The following is an 18,519-nucleotide window of genomic DNA, read 5'->3' as shown; positions in this document are numbered from 1 at the left end:
CCCCCCCCCCCCCCCCCCCCCCCCCCCCCCGGAGGGGAGAGCCGCTCTGTCAGAACTCGCCTTCCGCGATGTTGTCCTTGTTGTAGGTCAGCCAGCCCTGCCCGGCCAGCACCTTGGGGTTGCCGTCGATGGGCTTCATCTCGGTCCAGCCCTCCACGCCGAGGTCCACGCCGGCGTTCACATCGATCTCTTCGCCGCGCAGGATCTTTGTGGCAAGCTGGAGCATGGAGTAGCAGGCGGCCGCGGGGTCCCACACGCAGATGGAATCAACCGTGCCGTTCTCCACGAGGGTCCTCAGGTCGCTGGGCATCCCGGTGCCGACGACCTTGACCTTCCCGGCCAGTCCCATCTCTTCCAGCGCGCGGCCCACGCCAACCGGCTCCAGGGAGCTGGAGGTGAGGATGCCTTTCACGTCGGGATTGGCGGTGAGCAGTTCCTTGGTGCGCTCGTAGGCGCCGTCGCTCGAGTCGCCCGACTCCATGGAGGGGTTCGTGTCATTGAGGAGCTGCATGTTGGGATAGGCTTCCTTCTGGCGGGCCACCTCGGCCGAGGTCCAGGTCATGTGGGAAACCTTCGTCAGGTTGCCGACCATGGTGGCGTAGGTGCCCTCCTCGCCCATGGATTCCGCGAGCAGGTCCATCATCATGGCGCCGTAGTCCTCATTGGAGAAGGCTTCCAGGTCGAACAGAACGTTCTGCGCCGTGGACGCCTCGTGGGAGATGACGACGATCCCCTTGTCGAGGGCGGTCTTGAGGATGGGCTCCATGGCGGCGGGGTCGATCATGCAGATGCAGATGGCGTCGACGTCCTGCGCGATGAGGTCCTCAACGACCTGGATCTGCGCCGCGACCTCGCTCTCGGAGGGGCTGGCCTCATAGGCGTTCAGTCCGGTCTCCGAAGCGAACCGCTTGGTGCCCTCGTTGCCGCGCACCCACCAGGGCGCGGCGCCCCACTGGGGAACGACGGCGAGCTTCCACTCGGATTCGGGCTTGTCGCTCTTGAAATCCGCCAGGACGTACCCGCCTTCGGCCGGCGCGGCGGAATCCGCGTCCGTGCCGGTCCCGGCGTCCGCCGCGCCGCTGGCGGCGGGCTGCTGCGGTTCCGCCGGGGCGGCGGTTTCCGCGGGGGCTCCGCAGGCGGTGAGCAGCATCGCGGCCGCCATTACGGCCGCCAGAAGTTTGCAAAGGTTCCTTTTCATTTCATATCCTCCTTTTTAATTGGATAAAAGGTTTTGGGGCCTTTTACGACATTGTTTATTCGAGGTTCGCGTGCCGGCGGGCCATCTCGTCCGGGGAGACGCCCAGCTCCTCCATGAGCAGGCTTACGAGGGCGTCGGTGCAGATCAGCAGGCTGATTTCCGCCACGGAACCCATGACGAGCACGCTATTTTCCTCCGGACGCGCGTCGGATGGAAGCACGAGCGAGCCGTCTGGGCGCTTGCCCGGCGTTCCGGAGGGGATCACGACCAGAGCGTCCGCCATCCTTCCCAGTGTGGAGCCTGGCTTGCCCGTCAGCGCCAGCAGTTCCATGCCGAGGGCTTTGGCGCTGGCGGCGCAGTATTTGAGGCTCCCCGTCTCCCCGGAGCCGGAGCCGACGACCAGCAGATCGCCCGCCCGGGCGGCCGGGGTGCAGGTGTCGCCCACGAAGCAGGCGGAAAGCCCCATGTGCATCAGCCGCATGGTAAAGGCGCGCATCATGTAGCCCGACCGGCCGCACCCCGCAAGATAGACGCGGGGGGCGCGCCGAATCATGGCAACGGCGTTTTGCAGCTGCTCCGGATCGATCCCGCGGAGGGCGCGGAGCACCTCGTTGACCGCGGCGTCGAAGAGGCCGTGGCTCATATGCCGCTCCCAGCCGCGAGATCCCTGAGGCGCAGCGCGGTGGCCCGCGGGTCCGCGGATTTTGCGATGGCGCTTCCGACCACGACGATCCCGGGCGCATAGGCCTGCAGCTTATGGGCGGTCCGCTCGTTGACGCCGCCCGCGATGACAAGACGTTCCGGTTCGATCGCCGTCAGGGCGCGCTTTGCCAGTGCGAGCGTCGCGTCGATGTCGAGCAGGTCGGTGGCGTTGTGGATGCAGATGTAGTCCGCCCCCCAGGCGGCGTACCGCCCGCAGGCCTCCTCGATGGGCTCGACGCACATGGTGTCGATAAAGCTCTTTTTGCCGCGGCCGCGCGCACAGTCGATGACGCCGCGGATGGTGGACTCATTGGTGGTGCCCATCACGGTGACGATATCCGCGCCCGCGTCGAAAGCCAGGGCGGCCTCCAGTTCCCCGGCGTCGATAATCTTCGCGTCCGCGAGGAGCGTGAGCGCGGGGAACGCGGCGCGCACCCGGCGCACGGCGTCCAGCCCGAATTTCAAAAGCATGGGGGTCCCGACTTCCGCGATATCCACCGCGTCCCCCAGCATCCGCAGCGTGTCGACGGCGGCCTCGACGCCGCAGAGGTCCATTGCGTATTGGAGTTTCAAGGTAACGATCCCGCCTTTCCGTGTATTATCGCGTTTTTTGCAAATCGTTAAGAATGTTATCGGTTTGTCTTCATGATAGTCGTGAAGTTTAAGAACTGTCAACAGATTTTAGCGACTTTCAGGCAAATAAACAAAAATATTTTAATGTTTACACAACAATCGACAAAAATATTACCATTTCAACTGCGAAATAGCCTGAAAAAGCTGATTATAACTTGTTTTTCTCAAAATCGACAAAAAATCGATAACTTTTTTATCGATTTTGAAAGTTGACAACCTTCCGATCGGGAGATATGATGAAAACATGAGGCAGGGAACCATTGGCTGCCTCGTTTCGCACAACCGCTCCTGACACTATGAGAAGAACAGGAAGTGGCCGACGATGTATCCGAATTTCACCCCCACCAAACTGGAACTGCGGGACTATGCCTTTTCCAAAAAAGGCATCCGCCAGAACAAGATCCTTTTTCTCCTGATGCAGAAAAAATCCATGAGCAATCAGGAGCTGTGCAGGGAGCTTGGGTGCAGCGAAGCAACCATACGCAACGACCTGCGGGAGCTGGATCAGATGAAGCTGATCCAACGGACCTTCGGGGGCGCTTCGGCGCTGGACGACACCTATGGCGGCGTAACGATTTCCGATCATCTGAATTACGCGACAAAAGAAAAATTCGCCATCGCACGGTATGTGGCTGAGAACGTGATCAAGCCCCATCAGTCGATCATCCTGGACGGCGGGTCTACTTGTCTTACCCTCGCGCGGGAGCTCTCCCACTACAAGGAGGAGTTGAGCGTGGTGACCAACTCGCTGCTCAACGCGGACACGCTGGCGCAAAACCCCCACATCAATCTGACCCTGCCCGGCGGGGTCTACAACATGACCTCGGACACCTTCGATTCGGCGGGCACGCTGGCGTACTACCAGAACGTCTACGCGGACTGCTACTGCATGTCCGCGAACGGGCTCGCGGCCAACGGCGTCACGCTGACGATGACGGCGGACGCAAACCGCGCCGTGATCAAGCAGCGGATCATCCAGCAGGCTTCCAGCGTGATCCTGCTCTGCGACCACCACAAGATCAATAAAACCTGTTTTCACAAGGTGTGCGACGTCTCGCAGCTCACGCTCATCGTTACGGATGATAACTGTACCGACGAGGAGCGGGCGAGTTTTGAAAAGCTGGAAACCCCTGTTGTGTTCGCGCCTGTGGGGAAACCTTGAGACGCATGACGGACCCGTTGCTCCACGTCTGAACGAAAGGCGTAAGGCGGTCCCCGCCCGCGCCTCCTGTATCAGAAAGGAGAAACACTATGGGCTACAAGACGACTTATCCGCAGATCATCGCGGAATGCGGGCAGGCGCTCTCGATGATCGACGAGCAGACGACGCAGACGCTGATCGACGCGATCCTGGGCGCCGACAAGGTGTTCTGCGTGGGCGTGGGGCGGGTGTTGCTCTCCCTTCAGGCGATCTGCAAGCGGTTTAACCACCTTGGCATCCCCTGCTATTTTGTTGGGGAGATTGTGGAGCCGGCCATCACCGAGCGGGACATCCTGATCGTGGGTTCCGGTTCCGGCGAAAGCCTGGTGCCGGTGTCGATCGCGAAAAAGGCCAAGCTGTTCGGCGCGAAGGTGGCGCTCATCAGCTCGAATCCCCGGAGCACGCTGACCTCCATCGCGGACATTTTTGTCCGGATTCCGGTGCAGACCAAACTGGGGCTTCCGGATGAGCTCAATTCGGTGCAGCCTATGACGTCTCTGTTCGAGCAGAGCCTGCTGCTTTACGGCGACAGCCTGGCGAAGCTGATCATCGACCAGAAGCATCTCGATATTGACGCGCTCTGGCAGTACCACGCGAACCTGGAGTGACGGCCCGCCGAAGGACGTGCCGGCGGCCGAAATAAAAAAGACGGCGGCAGAAGCCGCCGCCTTTTTTTGTCGTTTACCGGCCGGGGCCGCGCCTCGGCGGAGATTTTGCCGGTTTTTCCTGCGGCCGCGCGGCGCGGGAAAAATTCCCCCTTGCATTTTTGCGCGAAATGGGATATGATATCTGCAAATCCTTCCGTTTGATCGGAACATACAGGGAGTAACGCTTGATGTCGGCAATTTATGAGGTGGCTTTCCACTAAAACCGAATAGCCCGGAACGGAGCGGGAGCGCGGGGAACGCCCGGCGCTTTTGCGACGTTTGCGCCACCTTTCGTGAATACTGTCGCGCAGCAGGCTGCGCAGCGCAGGACACGTTTGGCGTGTCCTTTTTTGCGCCCTGATCGCGCGCAGCGGCACGCCGGACAATCCCGCGGAGACAGGCTGAAAGGTTCTGTTTCCGCGGGATTTTTGCGTCTTGGTGAGGAAAGCCCGGATGGAAAGGAGAGGCCGGAACGGCCGAACATTTGGAACCTGTATTTTATTCGGAGGGAACAACATTTGAATATCGAACAATATGGATTTCGCCGGACAGACCTGCCGCAGGACGCGCGGGGAATTCCGGCGCGCATAACGGCGGTCCGACGCGGCTGCTTTGAGATCGTCTGCGACAGGGGCGCCGGTCTCGCGCGCCTCGCGGCGGGCGCCCCCCGGGAGGAGCGGGGGGCCGGCCCCCCGGTCGGGGATTTCGTCCTGCTCGACTGGCGGGAGGACGGGGAAAGCCGCATCCTGGAGACGCTGCCCCGCAGGACCTGGTTCTCCCGCCGGGACCCCTCCTCGTCCGGGCACGGGGAGCAGGCGGTGGCGGCGAACTTCGACTATGTCTTCATTTTACAGCCGCTCGGAAGCGGATTTCGCCCGCGCGGGCTGGAGCGGTACCTGTCGCTCGCGTGGCAGTCGGGCGCCGTCCCGGCGGTCCTGCTCACAAAGGTGGACGCCGTGGAGGACTTCACGGACCAGCTCCGCGCGGCGGAAAAGCTCGCCGCCGGGACGGGGGTCTTCGCGGTCAGCGCCCGCACGGGGTACGGCCTCGACCAGCTCGCCGACTACCTGAAGCCGGGCAGGACGGTCGTCTTCCTCGGCCCGTCGGGCGCGGGAAAGTCGACCCTTGTGAACGCGCTGGCGGGCGGGGAGGTCATGCGCACCTCCGGCATCCGTGAAAAGGACGGGCGGGGCAGGCACACGACCACCCACCGCCAGCTGCTCCTGCTGGAAAACGGCGTGCTGGCGATCGACACGCCCGGCATGCGCGAGCTCGGGATGTGGGAGGCGGAGGAGGGGATCTCCCGCGGCTTCCCCGACGTCGAGGAGCACCTCGGGCACTGCCGGTTCAGCGACTGCAGTCACCAGGGGGAGCCCGGCTGCGCGGTGGCGGAGGCGATCCGGCGCGGTGAGATTTCGCCCGAACGCTGGGAGTCCTACCGGAAGCTCCGGGAGGAATCGCGGCTTTCCGGAAGCAAGGCGGATTTCCTGCGGGAAAAGCAGCGCCGGCAGAAGGAGCTCTCTAAAACCCTGCGGCAGTGGAAGAAGGCGGACTACCGCCATGAGCCCTGCATGGAGAGCTTCACCTGCAAGGTCTGCGGCGCTCTGGTGACGCCGGAGGACGCCGGGAGCCGCCACCGCAACCACTGTCCCCGCTGCCTGTCGAGCGTCCATGTCGACAACCGCCCGGGGGACCGGGCGTCACTCTGCGGGGGCACGATGGACCCCATCGGCGTCTGGGTGCGCAAGGACGGGGAGTGGGCCCTCATCCACCGCTGCCGGGCGTGCGGCGCGCTCAGCTCGAACCGGATCGCGGCGGACGACAACCCCGCCCTGCTCATGTCCATCGCGGTGAAGCCGCTGGCGGAGCCGCCCTTCCCGCTCTGGCAGGCCGCCCCGGAGAAGCCGTAGGCGGGGATCGGGAAAATGAAAAGCAGCCGCGTAAGCGGCTGCTTTTCTGCGGCGCGGGACGCTGCCCGCTCAGTGGCATTTCGTGCAGGCGGTGTAACCCATCGCCTCGGCGTTCGCCGTGTTGTAGGCCACAAAGCCCGCCGTCTCGTCAAAGTCGGCGCAGTCGAGCCTGTGGTAGACGGTGGAGCCCTCCCCCTGGATGAGCGCGATATAGGTGTCCAGGAAGAGCGCCTTCTCGGCGTCCGTCTTGCCGGTCACGGCCGGCGCGGCCGCCGCCGCGGGGGCGGAGGCCTCGGCGGGCGCGGAAGCGGCGGGGGCCGCCGGCGCGCTCGCGTAGGGGCAGACGCCGTTCGGATGCAGGTGCGCGGGATAGCCGTGGTGGTAGTGGTAGGGGCCGAGCCCGCTGACGTTTTTGTTGTCGTGGTGGCCGCCGGCGGAATCGGTGCGCCCCGAATGGGCGGAAACCGGCAGCGAAAGCAGCAGGACGGACAGCAGGACGCAGAGCATTTTTTTCATGGGACAACACCTCCTGCACCCATTGTACCCTCCGGAAAATACTGGGAATGTCGAAATCTGTCGAACGGCGGAGGAAAAACCATACGCGCCGCGGCTGCGCGGCGTGATCAAAAAGCCGTCTGCTGAAAAGGCAATTTTTCCAACAAATTCTCTTTTTCACCTTGACATTCCCGCATCAATATGGTAAGGTATAATTCGTCGAGTGAAGCTCGGCTTTTGATTTGCCCTCGGTCCTGATGGACATGCGGTGGTGCTGGAATCGGCAGACAGGCACGTTTGAGGGGCGTGTGCGCGAGCGTGTGGGTTCAAGTCCCATCCACCGCACCAAAAAAGACACCAGTCGCTGCGGCGGCTGGTGTTTTTATTTTTGTCCGGCGCGCCGGGCGCCGAATGGAGGAGGCTTTTTCTTGAGACGGAGACTGCGTTTTGACATTTGGCTTTCCCTGCTGCTGGCTCTGCCGATCATGCTGGGGATCGTCTGGCTCTTCAACCACGCCGTATTCCCCGCGCTCTACGAGTCCTACGCCGCTTCCAACGCGGGCGGGGCGGGGACGGTGGGCGCGCCCGCCGCAGGGGACACCTTCCGGGCGAGCACGCTGAACGAGATGCTGGAGCACGGAACGTTCACCTTCGGCGGCGACCTGTACGCCGTCCTCAACAACGGCGGCCCCTTCTACAAAAGCCGGCGGTGGGAGGCGCTCGAACTGGAGGACGGCAGCCGGATCGCGGCGAGGATCAACCATGACGCGATCCGGGACGACGGGGAACCCGGCCTCTACAGCCACGACATCCTCCTGCCGGTGGGGACGATCGTCCATGGGGAGCTGCCGGCGGAGCTTGTCGAGGGATTTGCCCCCTACGGCGGGCTCACCCGCACCGACCTGATGGTGGACATGGAGGGCGGGCACGCCGTTTACGGCTACGACACCCTCAACGGATACATCGTCGTCCCGATGCAGCTCGTCCTGCTGGTCGGGTTCGCGCTGCTCTTCCACCGCATCGGCGTGAAAATGGGGCTGTTCCCGCCGATCCTCCCCCGCCGCGCGCGGGAAAAGACGGAGGCCGCCGAATAGCGGCGCTCTTCCGGACATGCCGAAAATCCGGACGCTTTGCGTCCGGATTTTTTTTGCCTTCCCGCGCCGGAGGCGCCGCGATGGAAAAAAGCGGGCGCGGGGTGCAGAAATCCGGTTAGATTTTGACACGTAAGGGGTGTATGACTTCAAGTATAATCCTTCTTCCGGACAGACGCCGCCCTTCATTGGCGGACAAATGCATGTATATTTTCCGCGCCCCGGACGAATATACAGTGGATAAGCTGTTGAAACGACGGGGGAGAAGGGGGCCGTTTCGCTGATTACGGGGAAACGGTCCTGTGGAAAACTCGGTGGAAAGTGTTTATAACTTTGTGTATATTCTGTGAACCGTTTGCCGCAGTCACAGAAAGGGGGCGGAATGTCCCTGCTTTCGCCGGTTTTGCAACCTTTTGGGCGCTGCGGGCATCCATTTTCTGGCTTTACAAGGCAAATGCCGATGTTGTATAATAAGCACGTTACCGCGGCCGGAGGGGCGGCGGGGGACGGACGGAATACGCGGGGGGCGGCTCCCGCCGTTAGGAGTAAAGGGATGTTTGAAAAGAAACCGCCCAAGGTGATCCGCGGGCACAATCGGAATATGCTCTGGCCGGTGCTCGGCCTGCTGGCGTTCGCGCTGGTTTTTTCGCTGGCCGTGGCCGGGATTTGGCAGAAGGTGGCCGCCGAACCGGAGGAGAGCGCGCCCTCCGTGGCGGAAAGCGCCGCGCCGGAATCGAGCGAGCCGGAGGCGTCCTCCTCCGAGCCGGAGGAGAGCAGCGAACCGGAGGCGCCGGAGAAGCCCGCGCTGCCCGATGGGGCGGTCCCCGAATCGGAGCGGGTGATGGGCACCTACTTTGACGACGCGGCGTTCGTCGGGGATTCGATTACCGAGGGGATCGGCCTCTACGGGCTCATGTCCAACACCACGGTGCTCGCGGGCACCAGCGTCAACCTCGACACCGTCTACACGCGCGAGGTCGTCAAGACGGAGGAGGGGCGCATCACGATCATGGACGCGCTCGGGCAGAAGCCCTACGCCAAACTCTACATCATGCTGGGCGGGAACGAGGCCCGGGAGGACACCGCGACCTTCATCGCCCGTTACGGCAAGCTGCTCGACGACATCAAGGCGCTCCAGCCGAACGCGCTGATCTACGTCCAGTCGATCCTTCCGGTGACGCCGGACAACATCTACAACCTGGACAACAGCCACATCGACGCCTTCAACGCGGCGCTGCTCGAGCTTAGCAAGGAGAAGGGCGTCTACTTCGTCAACGTGGCCGAGGCGCTCAAGAACGACAGGGGCGAACTGCCCGAGGAGGCCTCCCCGACCGACGGGATGCACTTTGGGCCGGAATATTACACCAAGTGGTTTGAATACCTCAAAACCCACACCGTATCATAAATAAGGAGCTGTCATCATGAAACGTATTTTAGCAGTCCTGCTCGCATCGCTGGCGGTCCTCTCGCTGGCGGCGTGCGGCAAGCAGGCGGATTCCGGAAAGCAGCCCGCGGCGGCGGACGTTGTCGCGGCGGTGGCCGGCGGCCTCGACCTCAAGGACCAGATGGTCACGGCGGACGAGACGGTCTTCTACAGCCTTTACAGTTCGCTCGACAAGGAGAAGGTCGCGGACGCGTCGATGTACATGAGCGGCACCCGCTCGACCGCCGAGGAGGTCACCGTCATCAAGGCGAAGGACGCGGCGGACGTGCAGCATATCAAGGATGCGATCAATGTGCGCATCGAGGACCAGAAGTTCTCCTACGAGGACTACAAGCCCGAGGAGATGACCAAGATTGGCGGCGCGCTCGTGCTGACCTACGGGAACTATGTCCTGCTCGTCATGGCGGACGACACCTCCTCCGTGGAAAAGACCTTTGAAGCGCAGTTCTGACTGCCGGAAGCCCCCGTGGGAACGTACCGTTCCCGCGGGGGCTTTCTCGCGTCCCGTTTTACGCAATTTTGACGGTATTGACCCGGATTTTCGGAAATCAGGCCGATTTGGACGGTTTTTGCGCGGCTAGACGGAAGAGGGTCCGGATTGCGGGAATTTGCGCTTGCAATCGGGGAATCATGTGCTATAATGGGAAAGGCGTCAAACGGGCGCCGGATATGGATTTGAACCGATCAAACAGTTTGGAGGTGCCGATGTGAACCCTGACCCGGGAAGTACCCGCTGGTGGAAGCTCTGTGTCAAAAAACACAATATCGTCAGGGGCGCATCCCACCGTGCTTAGAAGCCCCTGAGAAAGGGGCCATTCTATGCTGAATTTCTATAAGACGGTGGACAACCGCATCCTCAAGATCGACGCGCCCGAGCCGGGCTGCTGGATTTCGGTCGTCAGCCCCACCGAGGCGGAGGTCGCCTACCTGACCGGCGATCTCGGCGTGGAGCCCGATTTCGTCCGGGCCGCGCTCGACGAGGAGGAGAGCTCGCGCATCGAGAGCGAGGAGGACCAGACCCTCGTCATCGTCGACTATCCCTCCGCCGAGGAGCAGACCGACGAGAACAAGACGCTGCTCTACACCACCCTGCCGATGGGCATCATCATCACGCGGGACTATGTCATCACCGTCTGCCTCAACGACAACCTCACGATCATGGACATGGCGGAGGGCCGCGTCAAGGGGCTGCAGACCTCCCTCAAGACCCGCTTTCTGCTGCTGACGCTGCTGCGCATTGCCGCGCGCTTCCTCATCTACCTCAAGCAGATCGACAAGCTCTCCTCCACCACCGAGAGCCGCCTGCACCAGTCGATGCGCAACAAGGAGCTCATCCAGCTGCTCGGGCTGGAAAAGTCGCTCGTCTATTTCTCCACCTCCCTCAAATCGGACGAGGTCACGCTCGAAAAAATCCTGCGCGGCCGCATCATCAAGCTCTACGAGGAGGACGAGGACCTGCTCGAGGACGTGCTGATCGAGGTCAAGCAGGCCATCGAGATGTGCAATATCTATTCGGGCATCCTCTCGGGCATGATGGACGCCTTCGCGTCGGTCATCTCCAACAACCTCAACATCGTCATGAAGGTGCTCACCGCCATCACGATCGTCATGGCCATCCCCAATATGGTGTTCAGCTTCTACGGCATGAACGTCTCGGGGCTGCCGTTCCCCGTCTGGTGGGTGCCGATCGTCATCTCGCTGATCATTGCCGGCATCGGCACCTTCATCCTCGTCAAGAAGGATATGTTCCACTGAATGTCCGCCGCAAGGCAGAAAAAGAGCCGCCCAGATGGGCGGCTCTTTCAATTCTCGTTTACAGCCCGTGGCAGGCCTCGCACTCGGTGATTGTCCCGACGATCGGGTCGGGGTCGACGCCATTTTTGCGGTAGTAGTCGGCGAGCGCCGCCTTGACCGCCTGCTCGGCCAGCACCGAGCAGTGGATTTTGCTCGCGGGCAGGCCGTCGAGCGCCTCGACCACCGCCTGATTGGAGAGCTTCAGCGCGTCCTCGATGGTCGAGCCCTTGATCATGTCGGTGGCCATCGAGCTGGTCGCGATCGCCGCGCCGCAGCCGAAGGTCTTGAATTTCGCGTCCTCGATGACGCCGTCCTTGATTTTGAGGTACATCTTCATGATGTCGCCGCATTTGGCGTTGCCGACCTCGCCCACGCCGTCCGCGTCGGGGATTTCTCCGACGTTGTGGGGGTTGGCGAAATGCTCGAGCACCTTATCCGAATATAACATTCTGCATCCAGTCCTTTCTATGCTTAGACCCTAAAGGCTTTTTTACCGGTTTGGATATCCTCCCACAGCGGGGACATCGCGCGGGTGCGTTCCACGACCGATTTGACCGCCGCGATGATCTGCTCGACGTCGTCGGGGGTGGTCCAGTCGGTGATCGTGAGGCGCAGCGAGCCGTGGGCGACCTCGTGGCAGAGCCCCAGCGAGAGGAGCACGTGGCTCGGGTCGAGGGAGCCGGTCGTACAGGCGGAGCCGGAGGAGGCGCACACCCCCTGCATGTCGAGCCCCAGCAGGAGCGCCTCGCCCTCCGCGCCGACGAAGGAGAGGTTCGCGTTGCCCGCGAGCCGCCGTTCCCGGTCGCCGTTGAGGCGGGAGAGGGGAAGGGTGAGCAACTCGTCGATGATGCGGTTGCGCAGCGGGGTGACCTTGGCGATCTTGGCCGGGATGTCGGCGCAGGCGATTTCCATCGCGCGGCCGAGTCCGATGATCGACGCGACGTTTTCGGTGCCGGCGCGGCGTCCGCGCTCCTGCTCGCCGCCGTCGATGAGGTTGGGCAGCAGGATGCCCTTCCTGATGTAGAGGGCGCCGATCCCCTTGGGGGCGTGGATTTTGTGGCCGGAGAGGGAGAGCATGTCGATCTTCTGGGCCTGCACGTCGATCGGGACGTTGCCGACCGCCTGCACCGCGTCGGTGTGGAACCAGACGCCCCGTTCGCGGCAGAGCTCCCCGATCTCGGGGATCGGCAGGATGGTGCCGATCTCGTTATTCGCGTACATGATCGTCACGAGCGCGGTGTCGGGGCGGATGGCGTCCGCGACCTGCTTCGCCGCGACGAGGCCCCGCTCGTCCACCGGCAGGTAGGTGACCTCGAAGCCCTCCTTTTCGAGGGCCGCGCAGGTGTGCAGCACCGCGTGGTGCTCGAACACCGTCGTGACGATGTGTTTTTTGCCCTTGGCGGCGAGCTTGTGCGCCGCACCCTTGATCGCCCAGTTGTCGCTCTCCGAGCCGCAGCCGGTGAAGTAGATCTCGTTCGGCTGGGCGCCGAGCGCGGCGGCGACTTTTTTGCGCGCGTCCTCGATGGCGAAGCCCGCGCTGCGCCCGAGCTCGTAGATGCTCGACGGGTTGCCGTAGCCCTCGGTGAGCCAGGGCATCATCGCCTCGAGCACCTCGGGGGAAATCTGTGTTGTCGCGGCGTTGTCCGCGTATACAAACCGTTTCATTCGCTTACCACCATTCTATCCGGAAATGTAAGGGTTGTTTTTGATTACGCCTCTATTGTATACCGATAAAGTATATTTTGCAAGGGGTTCCGCAAAAAATCACGGATTTTCCCGCACCTTTTCGATCGCGGCGACCGCGAGCGCGTCGCACCGCTCGTTTTCGGGATGCCCGTTGTGCCCGCGTACCCAGCGGAAGGTCACGTCGTGCTCCGCGAGGAGCGCGAGCAGCCGCTTCCACAGGTCGGGGTTTTTGACCGGCTCGCCGGGGGCGCGCATCCAGTTTTTCTTCTGCCAGCCGTAGACCCAGCCCTTGGAGACCGCGTCCGCGACGTATTTGGAATCGGTGGTGATCGTGACAGTGCAGGGCTCCTTGAGCGCCGATAGCGCCATGATCACCGCCGTGAGCTCCATGCGGTTGTTGGTGGTCTGCATTTCGCCGCCCGAGAGCTCCTTCTCGTGCCGCCCGAACCGCAGGACCGCCCCCCAGCCGCCCGCGCCGGGATTGCCCGAGCAGGCGCCGTCGGTAAAGATTTCGACCTGTTTACGCATCCGTTCCTCCGTGCCGTGAAACTGCCGGTTTCCCGGCGATAGACACCGGAAAATATTGTAGACGATTTTGCTCTTTTTTACAAGGGGCGCGGCCGTTTTTTTGCGCCCGGGCGGCCGGGAAAGTGTAAAGATGGGGGATTTCGTCCATACTAGCGGTAAATCTGTTTGTACGGAGGGTTCCCCATCTGATGAAAGCGGTCATTATGGCGGGCGGACAGGGCTCGCGTCTGCGCCCGCTCACGGAAAACGTCCCCAAACCGATGGCGCGGCTGTGCGGCCGCCCCGTCGTGGAATACATCCTCGAGCTGCTCGCGGAAAACGGGATCTTTGAGAGCGTGCTCACCCTGCAGTACCTGCCCGAGCGGCTCACCGGCCATTTTGAGGGCGCGGAGTTCGCGGGGGTGAAGCTCTCCTTCTGCGAGGAGGAGGCGCCGCTCGGCACGGCGGGCAGCGTCAAAAACGCGCTCGGCGCGCCCGACGGCCCCGCGCTCGTCATCAGCGGCGACGCGCTCTGCGACTTCCCGCTGCGTCAGGCGGTGGAGGCGCACCGGGAGAGCGGCGCGGCGGTCACCATCGTGACCGCGAAGGTGGACGACCCGCGTGAATACGGGCTGGTCGTGGCGGACGAAACCGACCGGATCACCGGCTTCGTGGAAAAGCCCTCCTATGCGCAGGCGACGAGCGAGCTTGCCAACACCGGCATCTATATCCTGTCCCCCGAGGCGGTCAATATGATTCCCGAGGGCCGGAAATTCGACTTTGCGTCCGATCTCTTCCCCGCGATGCTCGAGCGGGGGATGCTCCTCAAAAACTGCACCCTGTCGGGCTACTGGTGCGACATCGGCGACCTCGGGGCCTACCGGCGCGCGCAGGCGGACCTGCTCGCGGGGCGGGTGCGCTGCCGCCTGCGCGGGGAGCGGGACGCCGCCGGCAACTACTTCGCGGGCAGGCGGCCCGCCGGCCGCTACGAGCTGACGCCGCCCGTGTGGGTCGGCGAAGGGGTGCGGATCGGCGGCAACGCGCAGGTCGGGGAGGGCAGCGTGCTTGACGACGGCTGCACCGTCGGCGCGGGCGCGCAGGTGCGGGGGAGCGTGCTGCTGCCCCGCAGCGTGCTCGGCGAGCACGCCGCCGCCGAAGGCGCGGTCCTCTGCCCCGGCGCGGCGGTCAAGTCGCGCGCCCGGCTCGGGGAGGGCGCGGCGGTCGGCGAAGGCGCCGCCGTCGGCGCGGGTGCGGAGGTCCGCGCGGGCATCCGGGTCGCGGGCGGCGTGAAGGTCCCGGACGGCGCGGCAGTCTCCGACCATCTCTCGGCAAAGGGGGGCGCGGCCTGCGCCTTCGACGACGAGGGGATGTGCGGCGAGGTCGGCGTGGAGCTGACCCCCGAGCTTGCCGTGCGGATCGGCTGTGCGGTCGGTACCCTCGCCAAGGGCCGTCCGGTCGGCGTGGCGACGGGGGACGCGCGGTGCGCCAAGGTGCTCGGCGCGGCGCTTATCGCGGGGGTGCGCTCGACCGGCGCGCCGGTGCTCGACTTCGGAAGCGTCTTCGAGGCGCTCTTCGGCTTCGCGATGGGCTACAACGCCCTGACGTTGGGGGTCTACCTCTGCGCCGGGGAGCAGAACGCGATCAAGGTGCTCTGCGAGGCGGGGCTGCCCGCCACCCGCCGGGTCGAGCGGGAGATCGAGCTGGCGCTTTCGCGCGGGGAGTTCGCCCGCGCGGGGGCGGACGGGTTCGGCGACTGCGTGGACATGAGCGGCATCGGGGTCATGTACCTGACCGAGCTGCTGCGGCAGGCCCCTGACGGGCTTGACGGGATGCGCGCGCGGGTCGCCTGCGGAAACGCCGCCGCGGGGCGGCTGCTCTCCGATGTGCTGACGAAGCTCGGCTGCGAGATCGCGGAGGAGGCGGCGCTGCAGCTCACCCTCTCGGAGGACGGGCGGCGGCTGGAGCTCTCGGAGGGGGAGACGAAGCTCGGGTGCCACCGGGCGGTGGCGGCGTGGTGCCTCGCGCAGTTCGAGCAGCAGGAGGACGTCGCGGTGGAAAACGACTTTCCGCGGGCGCTCGACACGCTGGCCGGCGAGCGGGGACGGCGGGTCTACCGCTACCTGCTCTGCCCGGCGGACGGCTCGGACGCGCAGGGCAGGAAGCTCGCGGCGCGCCAGCAGTGCGCGCGCGACGGGCTGATGCTCGCCGTGCAGCTGCTCGCGCTCATGAAGCGCGGGGGGCTTTCGCTGCGCGAGCTCGACCGGCAGCTCCCGCCCTTTGCCGAGGCGGAACGGATGGTGCCCATCCGGACGCCGCCCGCGCGCGCGCTTGGGCAGTTTGCCGGGGAGCGCGCGGGGGAGGGGGTCGTCGTGCGGGGCGACCGCGGCGTCGTGCTGCTGCGCCCGCGCAAAAACGGCGGCGCCATCCGCGTCTTCGCGGAGGCCGCGAGCTGGGAGATCGCGGAGGAGCTCTGTGCAGATTTTACCAGGCGGCTGGAGGGCTTGCTTGACAAAGAGGGGGAAATCGGGTAAAATGTATAATAATCATGTGTTCGGTTTACGCATTTTCACAATGCGTTTGATGGTAGAAGAATTCGGCTGACGGAATTTCATCGCCTATTCTCTCACTGCGATTGATGTCCTTTCCGGCGGGGATGCTGACCCGTTTCGTGGATTGGGCATGACCGGGTAAGCAGTTGGAGGATGGGTTCTGATTTTGTGATCTTTTCTGCCGGATTTTGATAAGAGCAGTTGCTAATTGCATAAAACATGGAGGTACATTTGTGACAGATGAAAAAAAAGTCGGTGGTAAATTGACCGACGAACAGCTCGGCCTTGGGCTTGACGCGCTCGAAAAGCGTTCGGTCGTCGAACGCGGCGCGCAGAAGAAAAAGCCCCGGCAGCCGGTGAAAGAGGCTGCGGCCAAGCTGATCCAGAAGGCGCTCCCCAAAGCGGAGACGCCGAAAAAAGCCGCGCCCAAATCCGCTGAGAAGCAGGGGAACGGCGCCGCCAAGGCGCAGAATGAAAAACAGGACGCGCCCCAGAAACAGCAGAAGCAGCCCAAGCAGGGCGCCAAGCAGCAGGCGGGCAAACAGCAGGCCCCGAAGCAGCAGGCTCCCAAGCAGGCCGCGAAACAGCCCGCGGCCCCAAAGGCCGCGGCTGCCAAGCAGGCGCCGAAGGCGCCGAAAAAGCCTTCCAGGGGCGGCAAAAAGGCCCCGGTGGTCGTCGGCGCGACGATCGAGCTTTCCGAGCCGGGCAAGGCCCGCCAGGCGGCCGAGGCGCGCCAGGACGCGGCCAAACAGCAGGGCCGCAGGCGCAAGGGCCAAAAGGAACAGCGCAAAACCCCGGTGCGCGTCATCCCTCTGGGCGGCCTTCTGGAGGTCGGCAAGAACGTGACGGTCTACGAGTGTATGGATGACATGTTCCTCGTCGACTGCGGTATGACCTTCCCGGATGAAAACATGCTGGGCGTCGACCTCGTGCTGCCCGACTTCACCTATGTGATGAAAAACCGCGACAAGGTACGCGGCATCGTCATCACCCACGGCCACGAGGACCACATCGGCGCGCTGGCCTACTTCCTCAAGCAGCTCAACGTCCCCGTCTATGCCACCCGGCTGACCCTCGGGCTCATTGAGAACAAGCTGCGCGAGCACGGGCTTTACGGCAAGGTCAAGCTCGTGCAGATCGCTCCGCAGGAGACGATCAAGCTCGGCTGCTTCGAGGTCGAGTTCATCCGCGTCAACCACTCGATCCCCGACGCGGTCGCGCTGGCCATCCACACCCCGGCGGGCGTCATCATCCAGACGGGCGACTTCAAAATCGACTATACGCCGATCATCGGCGACATCATCGACCTCGCGCGGTTCGGCGAGCTGGGCGGCAAGGGCGTGCTCGCGCTGCTGTCCGATTCGACCAACGCCGAGCGTCCCGGCTTCACCCCCACCGAGGTGACGGTCGCCGAGAGCTTCGACAAGCTCTTCAAGCAGGCGGAGCATAAGCGGATCATCGTTGCGACCTTCTCGTCCAACATCCACCGCATGCAGCTCGTCTGCGAGGCGGCCGCGAAATACGGCCGCAAGGTCGCCGTCTCCGGCCGCAGCATGGTCAACACCGTGCTCGTCTCGACCGAGCTCGGCTACCTCAAGCCCCCCGAGGGCGTCATGATCGACATCGACGACATCAACCGCTACCGCCCCGAGGACGTCGTCCTCATCACGACGGGCAGCCAGGGCGAGCCGATGAGCGCGCTTTCGCGCATGGCGTCGGGCGACCACCGTAAGGTGTCGGTCACCGCGAACGACTTCATCATCATCAGCGCCAACCCCATTCCCGGCAACGAAAAGACGGTCGGCCGCGTCGTCAACGACCTGATGCGGCTGGGCGCCGACGTGATCTACGAGCGGATGTACGAGGTGCACGTCTCGGGCCACGCCTGCCAGGAGGAGCTGAAGATCATGCTCGCGCTCACCAAGCCGAAGTTCTTCTTCCCGGTGCACGGCGAGTATAAGCAGCTCAAGCGCCACGCCGGCCTCGCGCTGGCGATGGGCATCCCGCCCGAAAACATCTTTATCGGCGAGAACGGCCACGTCTTCGAGCTCGACGGCGTGTCGGTCAAGACGGGAGAGATCGTCCCGTCCGGGCGCATCCTCGTCGACGGTCTCGGCGTCGGCGACGTCGGCAGCATTGTGCTGCGCGACCGCAAGCATTTGGGCGAGGACGGCCTCATCGTGGTGGTCACCACCATCGACGGGACCAACGGCCAGATCGTCGCGGGCCCGGACATCATCTCGCGCGGCTTCGTCTACGTGCGCGAGGCGGAGGATATGCTCGCCGAGGCGCGCACCGTCGCCAAGCAGACGATCGAAGGCTGCACCAAAAAGCATGTCAGCGACTGGGGCAACCTCAAAACGCAGGTGCGCGATTCCCTTTCTTCTTATTTCTACAGCCGCACCAAGCGCAGCCCGATGATCCTGCCGGTGATCCAGGAGGTCTAGGGCGCGCGTGCTTTTGGCTCCCGCCCAAAAGCACGTTAAGGAGGGACGGGACTGTCCGGCCCGATGGGCCGGAGCGGCGCTTTGCGCCGACGCCCGCCCGGCGCGCCTCATGGAGGGGATCGGGTCGTCCCCCTCCATGGACCACCCCCTGATGAACTGCATGCAGAAGCGGGGGGGGGGGGGGGGGGGGGGGGGGGGGGGGGGGGGGGGGGGGG

The 18,519-nt window shown here is 63.9% G+C and carries 16 protein-coding genes and 1 tRNA gene; 10 read left to right on the top strand and 7 right to left on the bottom strand.

Going from position 1 to position 18,519, the window contains the following annotated elements; all coding sequences use genetic code 11:
• Positions 1-49: 49 nt before the first annotated feature.
• From NE609_RS14455 to NE609_RS14445, 3 genes are read right to left on the bottom strand one after another with little or no spacing between them, the layout of a single operon-like run.
• Positions 50-1,198, bottom strand: coding sequence for a substrate-binding domain-containing protein (locus NE609_RS14455; RefSeq protein ID WP_121586157.1), 1,149 nt, complete (start codon positions 1,196-1,198; stop codon positions 50-52).
• A 55-nt stretch (positions 1,199-1,253) separates the two neighbouring features.
• Positions 1,254-1,841 (bottom strand): 6-phospho-3-hexuloisomerase, encoded by a 588-nt coding sequence (hxlB, locus tag NE609_RS14450; RefSeq protein ID WP_256152902.1) that lies wholly within the window; start codon positions 1,839-1,841, stop codon positions 1,254-1,256.
• Positions 1,838-2,473, bottom strand: a complete 636-nt coding sequence (locus NE609_RS14445) for an orotidine 5'-phosphate decarboxylase / HUMPS family protein (RefSeq protein WP_147437512.1) — start codon at positions 2,471-2,473, stop codon at positions 1,838-1,840. The genes hxlB (NE609_RS14450) and NE609_RS14445 overlap by 4 nt, the downstream gene beginning before the upstream one ends.
• A 382-nt stretch (positions 2,474-2,855) precedes the next feature.
• On the opposite strand from NE609_RS14445, the gene NE609_RS14440 reads away from it, so the two are divergent.
• From NE609_RS14440 to rsgA, 3 genes are all read left to right on the top strand, one after another.
• Positions 2,856-3,695: a DeoR/GlpR family DNA-binding transcription regulator gene (locus NE609_RS14440; RefSeq protein WP_121586160.1), complete on the top strand. Its 840-nt coding sequence runs from the start codon at positions 2,856-2,858 to the stop codon at positions 3,693-3,695.
• A gap of 89 nt (positions 3,696-3,784) precedes the next feature.
• Positions 3,785-4,342: a 6-phospho-3-hexuloisomerase gene (gene hxlB, locus NE609_RS14435; RefSeq protein ID WP_121586161.1), complete on the top strand. Its 558-nt coding sequence runs from the start codon at positions 3,785-3,787 to the stop codon at positions 4,340-4,342.
• 557 nt (positions 4,343-4,899) lie between these two features.
• Complete coding sequence (gene rsgA, locus NE609_RS14430) at positions 4,900-6,291, top strand: ribosome small subunit-dependent GTPase A (RefSeq protein WP_256152901.1); 1,392 nt, start codon at positions 4,900-4,902, stop codon at positions 6,289-6,291.
• 69 nt (positions 6,292-6,360) lie between these two features.
• On the opposite strand, the gene NE609_RS17870 is transcribed toward rsgA, so the two are convergent.
• Positions 6,361-6,807 (bottom strand): YHYH domain-containing protein, encoded by a 447-nt coding sequence (locus tag NE609_RS17870; protein WP_367379954.1) that lies wholly within the window; start codon positions 6,805-6,807, stop codon positions 6,361-6,363.
• Positions 6,808-7,051: 244 nt separating this feature from the next.
• Between NE609_RS17870 and NE609_RS14420 the strand changes: the two genes are divergently transcribed.
• The 5 genes from NE609_RS14420 (at position 7,052) to NE609_RS14400 (ending at position 11,076) form a co-directional block, all read left to right on the top strand.
• Positions 7,052-7,134 (top strand) — tRNA-Leu (locus NE609_RS14420).
• Positions 7,135-7,214: 80 nt separating this feature from the next.
• Positions 7,215-7,880, top strand: coding sequence for a hypothetical protein (locus NE609_RS14415; RefSeq protein WP_256152900.1), 666 nt, complete (start codon positions 7,215-7,217; stop codon positions 7,878-7,880).
• 550 nt (positions 7,881-8,430) lie between these two features.
• The gene (locus tag NE609_RS14410) at positions 8,431-9,282 is read left to right on the top strand and encodes a GDSL-type esterase/lipase family protein (protein WP_101550211.1); all 852 of its coding nucleotides are present in this window, start codon (positions 8,431-8,433) and stop codon (positions 9,280-9,282) included.
• Positions 9,283-9,298: 16 nt separating this feature from the next.
• Entirely contained in the window at positions 9,299-9,772 is a 474-nt protein-coding gene (locus tag NE609_RS14405; protein ID WP_256152899.1) for a DUF4358 domain-containing protein, read from the top strand.
• Positions 9,773-10,140: 368 nt separating this feature from the next.
• Positions 10,141-11,076 (top strand): magnesium transporter CorA family protein, encoded by a 936-nt coding sequence (locus tag NE609_RS14400; protein ID WP_101550215.1) that lies wholly within the window; start codon positions 10,141-10,143, stop codon positions 11,074-11,076.
• A 58-nt stretch (positions 11,077-11,134) separates the two neighbouring features.
• Here NE609_RS14400 and nifU read toward each other — a convergent pair whose 3' ends face one another.
• From nifU to rnhA, 3 genes are all read right to left on the bottom strand, one after another.
• Positions 11,135-11,563: a Fe-S cluster assembly scaffold protein NifU gene (nifU, locus tag NE609_RS14395; RefSeq protein WP_101550217.1), complete on the bottom strand. Its 429-nt coding sequence runs from the start codon at positions 11,561-11,563 to the stop codon at positions 11,135-11,137.
• A gap of 23 nt (positions 11,564-11,586) precedes the next feature.
• Entirely contained in the window at positions 11,587-12,780 is a 1,194-nt protein-coding gene (gene nifS / locus NE609_RS14390) for a cysteine desulfurase NifS (RefSeq protein ID WP_121586167.1), read from the bottom strand.
• Positions 12,781-12,879: 99 nt separating this feature from the next.
• Positions 12,880-13,329, bottom strand: coding sequence for a ribonuclease HI (gene rnhA / locus NE609_RS14385; RefSeq protein WP_101550221.1), 450 nt, complete (start codon positions 13,327-13,329; stop codon positions 12,880-12,882).
• A gap of 188 nt (positions 13,330-13,517) precedes the next feature.
• Between rnhA and NE609_RS14380 the strand changes: the two genes are divergently transcribed.
• A complete protein-coding gene (locus NE609_RS14380; protein ID WP_121586168.1) occupies positions 13,518-15,839 on the top strand; it encodes a sugar phosphate nucleotidyltransferase in 2,322 nt (773 codons plus the stop codon).
• A 251-nt stretch (positions 15,840-16,090) separates the two neighbouring features.
• The gene (locus NE609_RS14375; RefSeq protein WP_256152898.1) at positions 16,091-18,304 is read left to right on the top strand and encodes a ribonuclease J; all 2,214 of its coding nucleotides are present in this window, start codon (positions 16,091-16,093) and stop codon (positions 18,302-18,304) included.
• The last annotated feature ends 215 nt before the right edge of the window (positions 18,305-18,519 follow it).

Source organism: Anaerotruncus sp. DFI.9.16, assembly GCF_024461615.1.
In the GTDB taxonomy this organism is placed as follows: domain Bacteria; phylum Bacillota; class Clostridia; order Oscillospirales; family Ruminococcaceae; genus Anaerotruncus; species Anaerotruncus massiliensis.
Note: the sequence above shows the minus strand (reverse complement) of the source record. Positions and strands in the feature narration are given on the sequence as shown.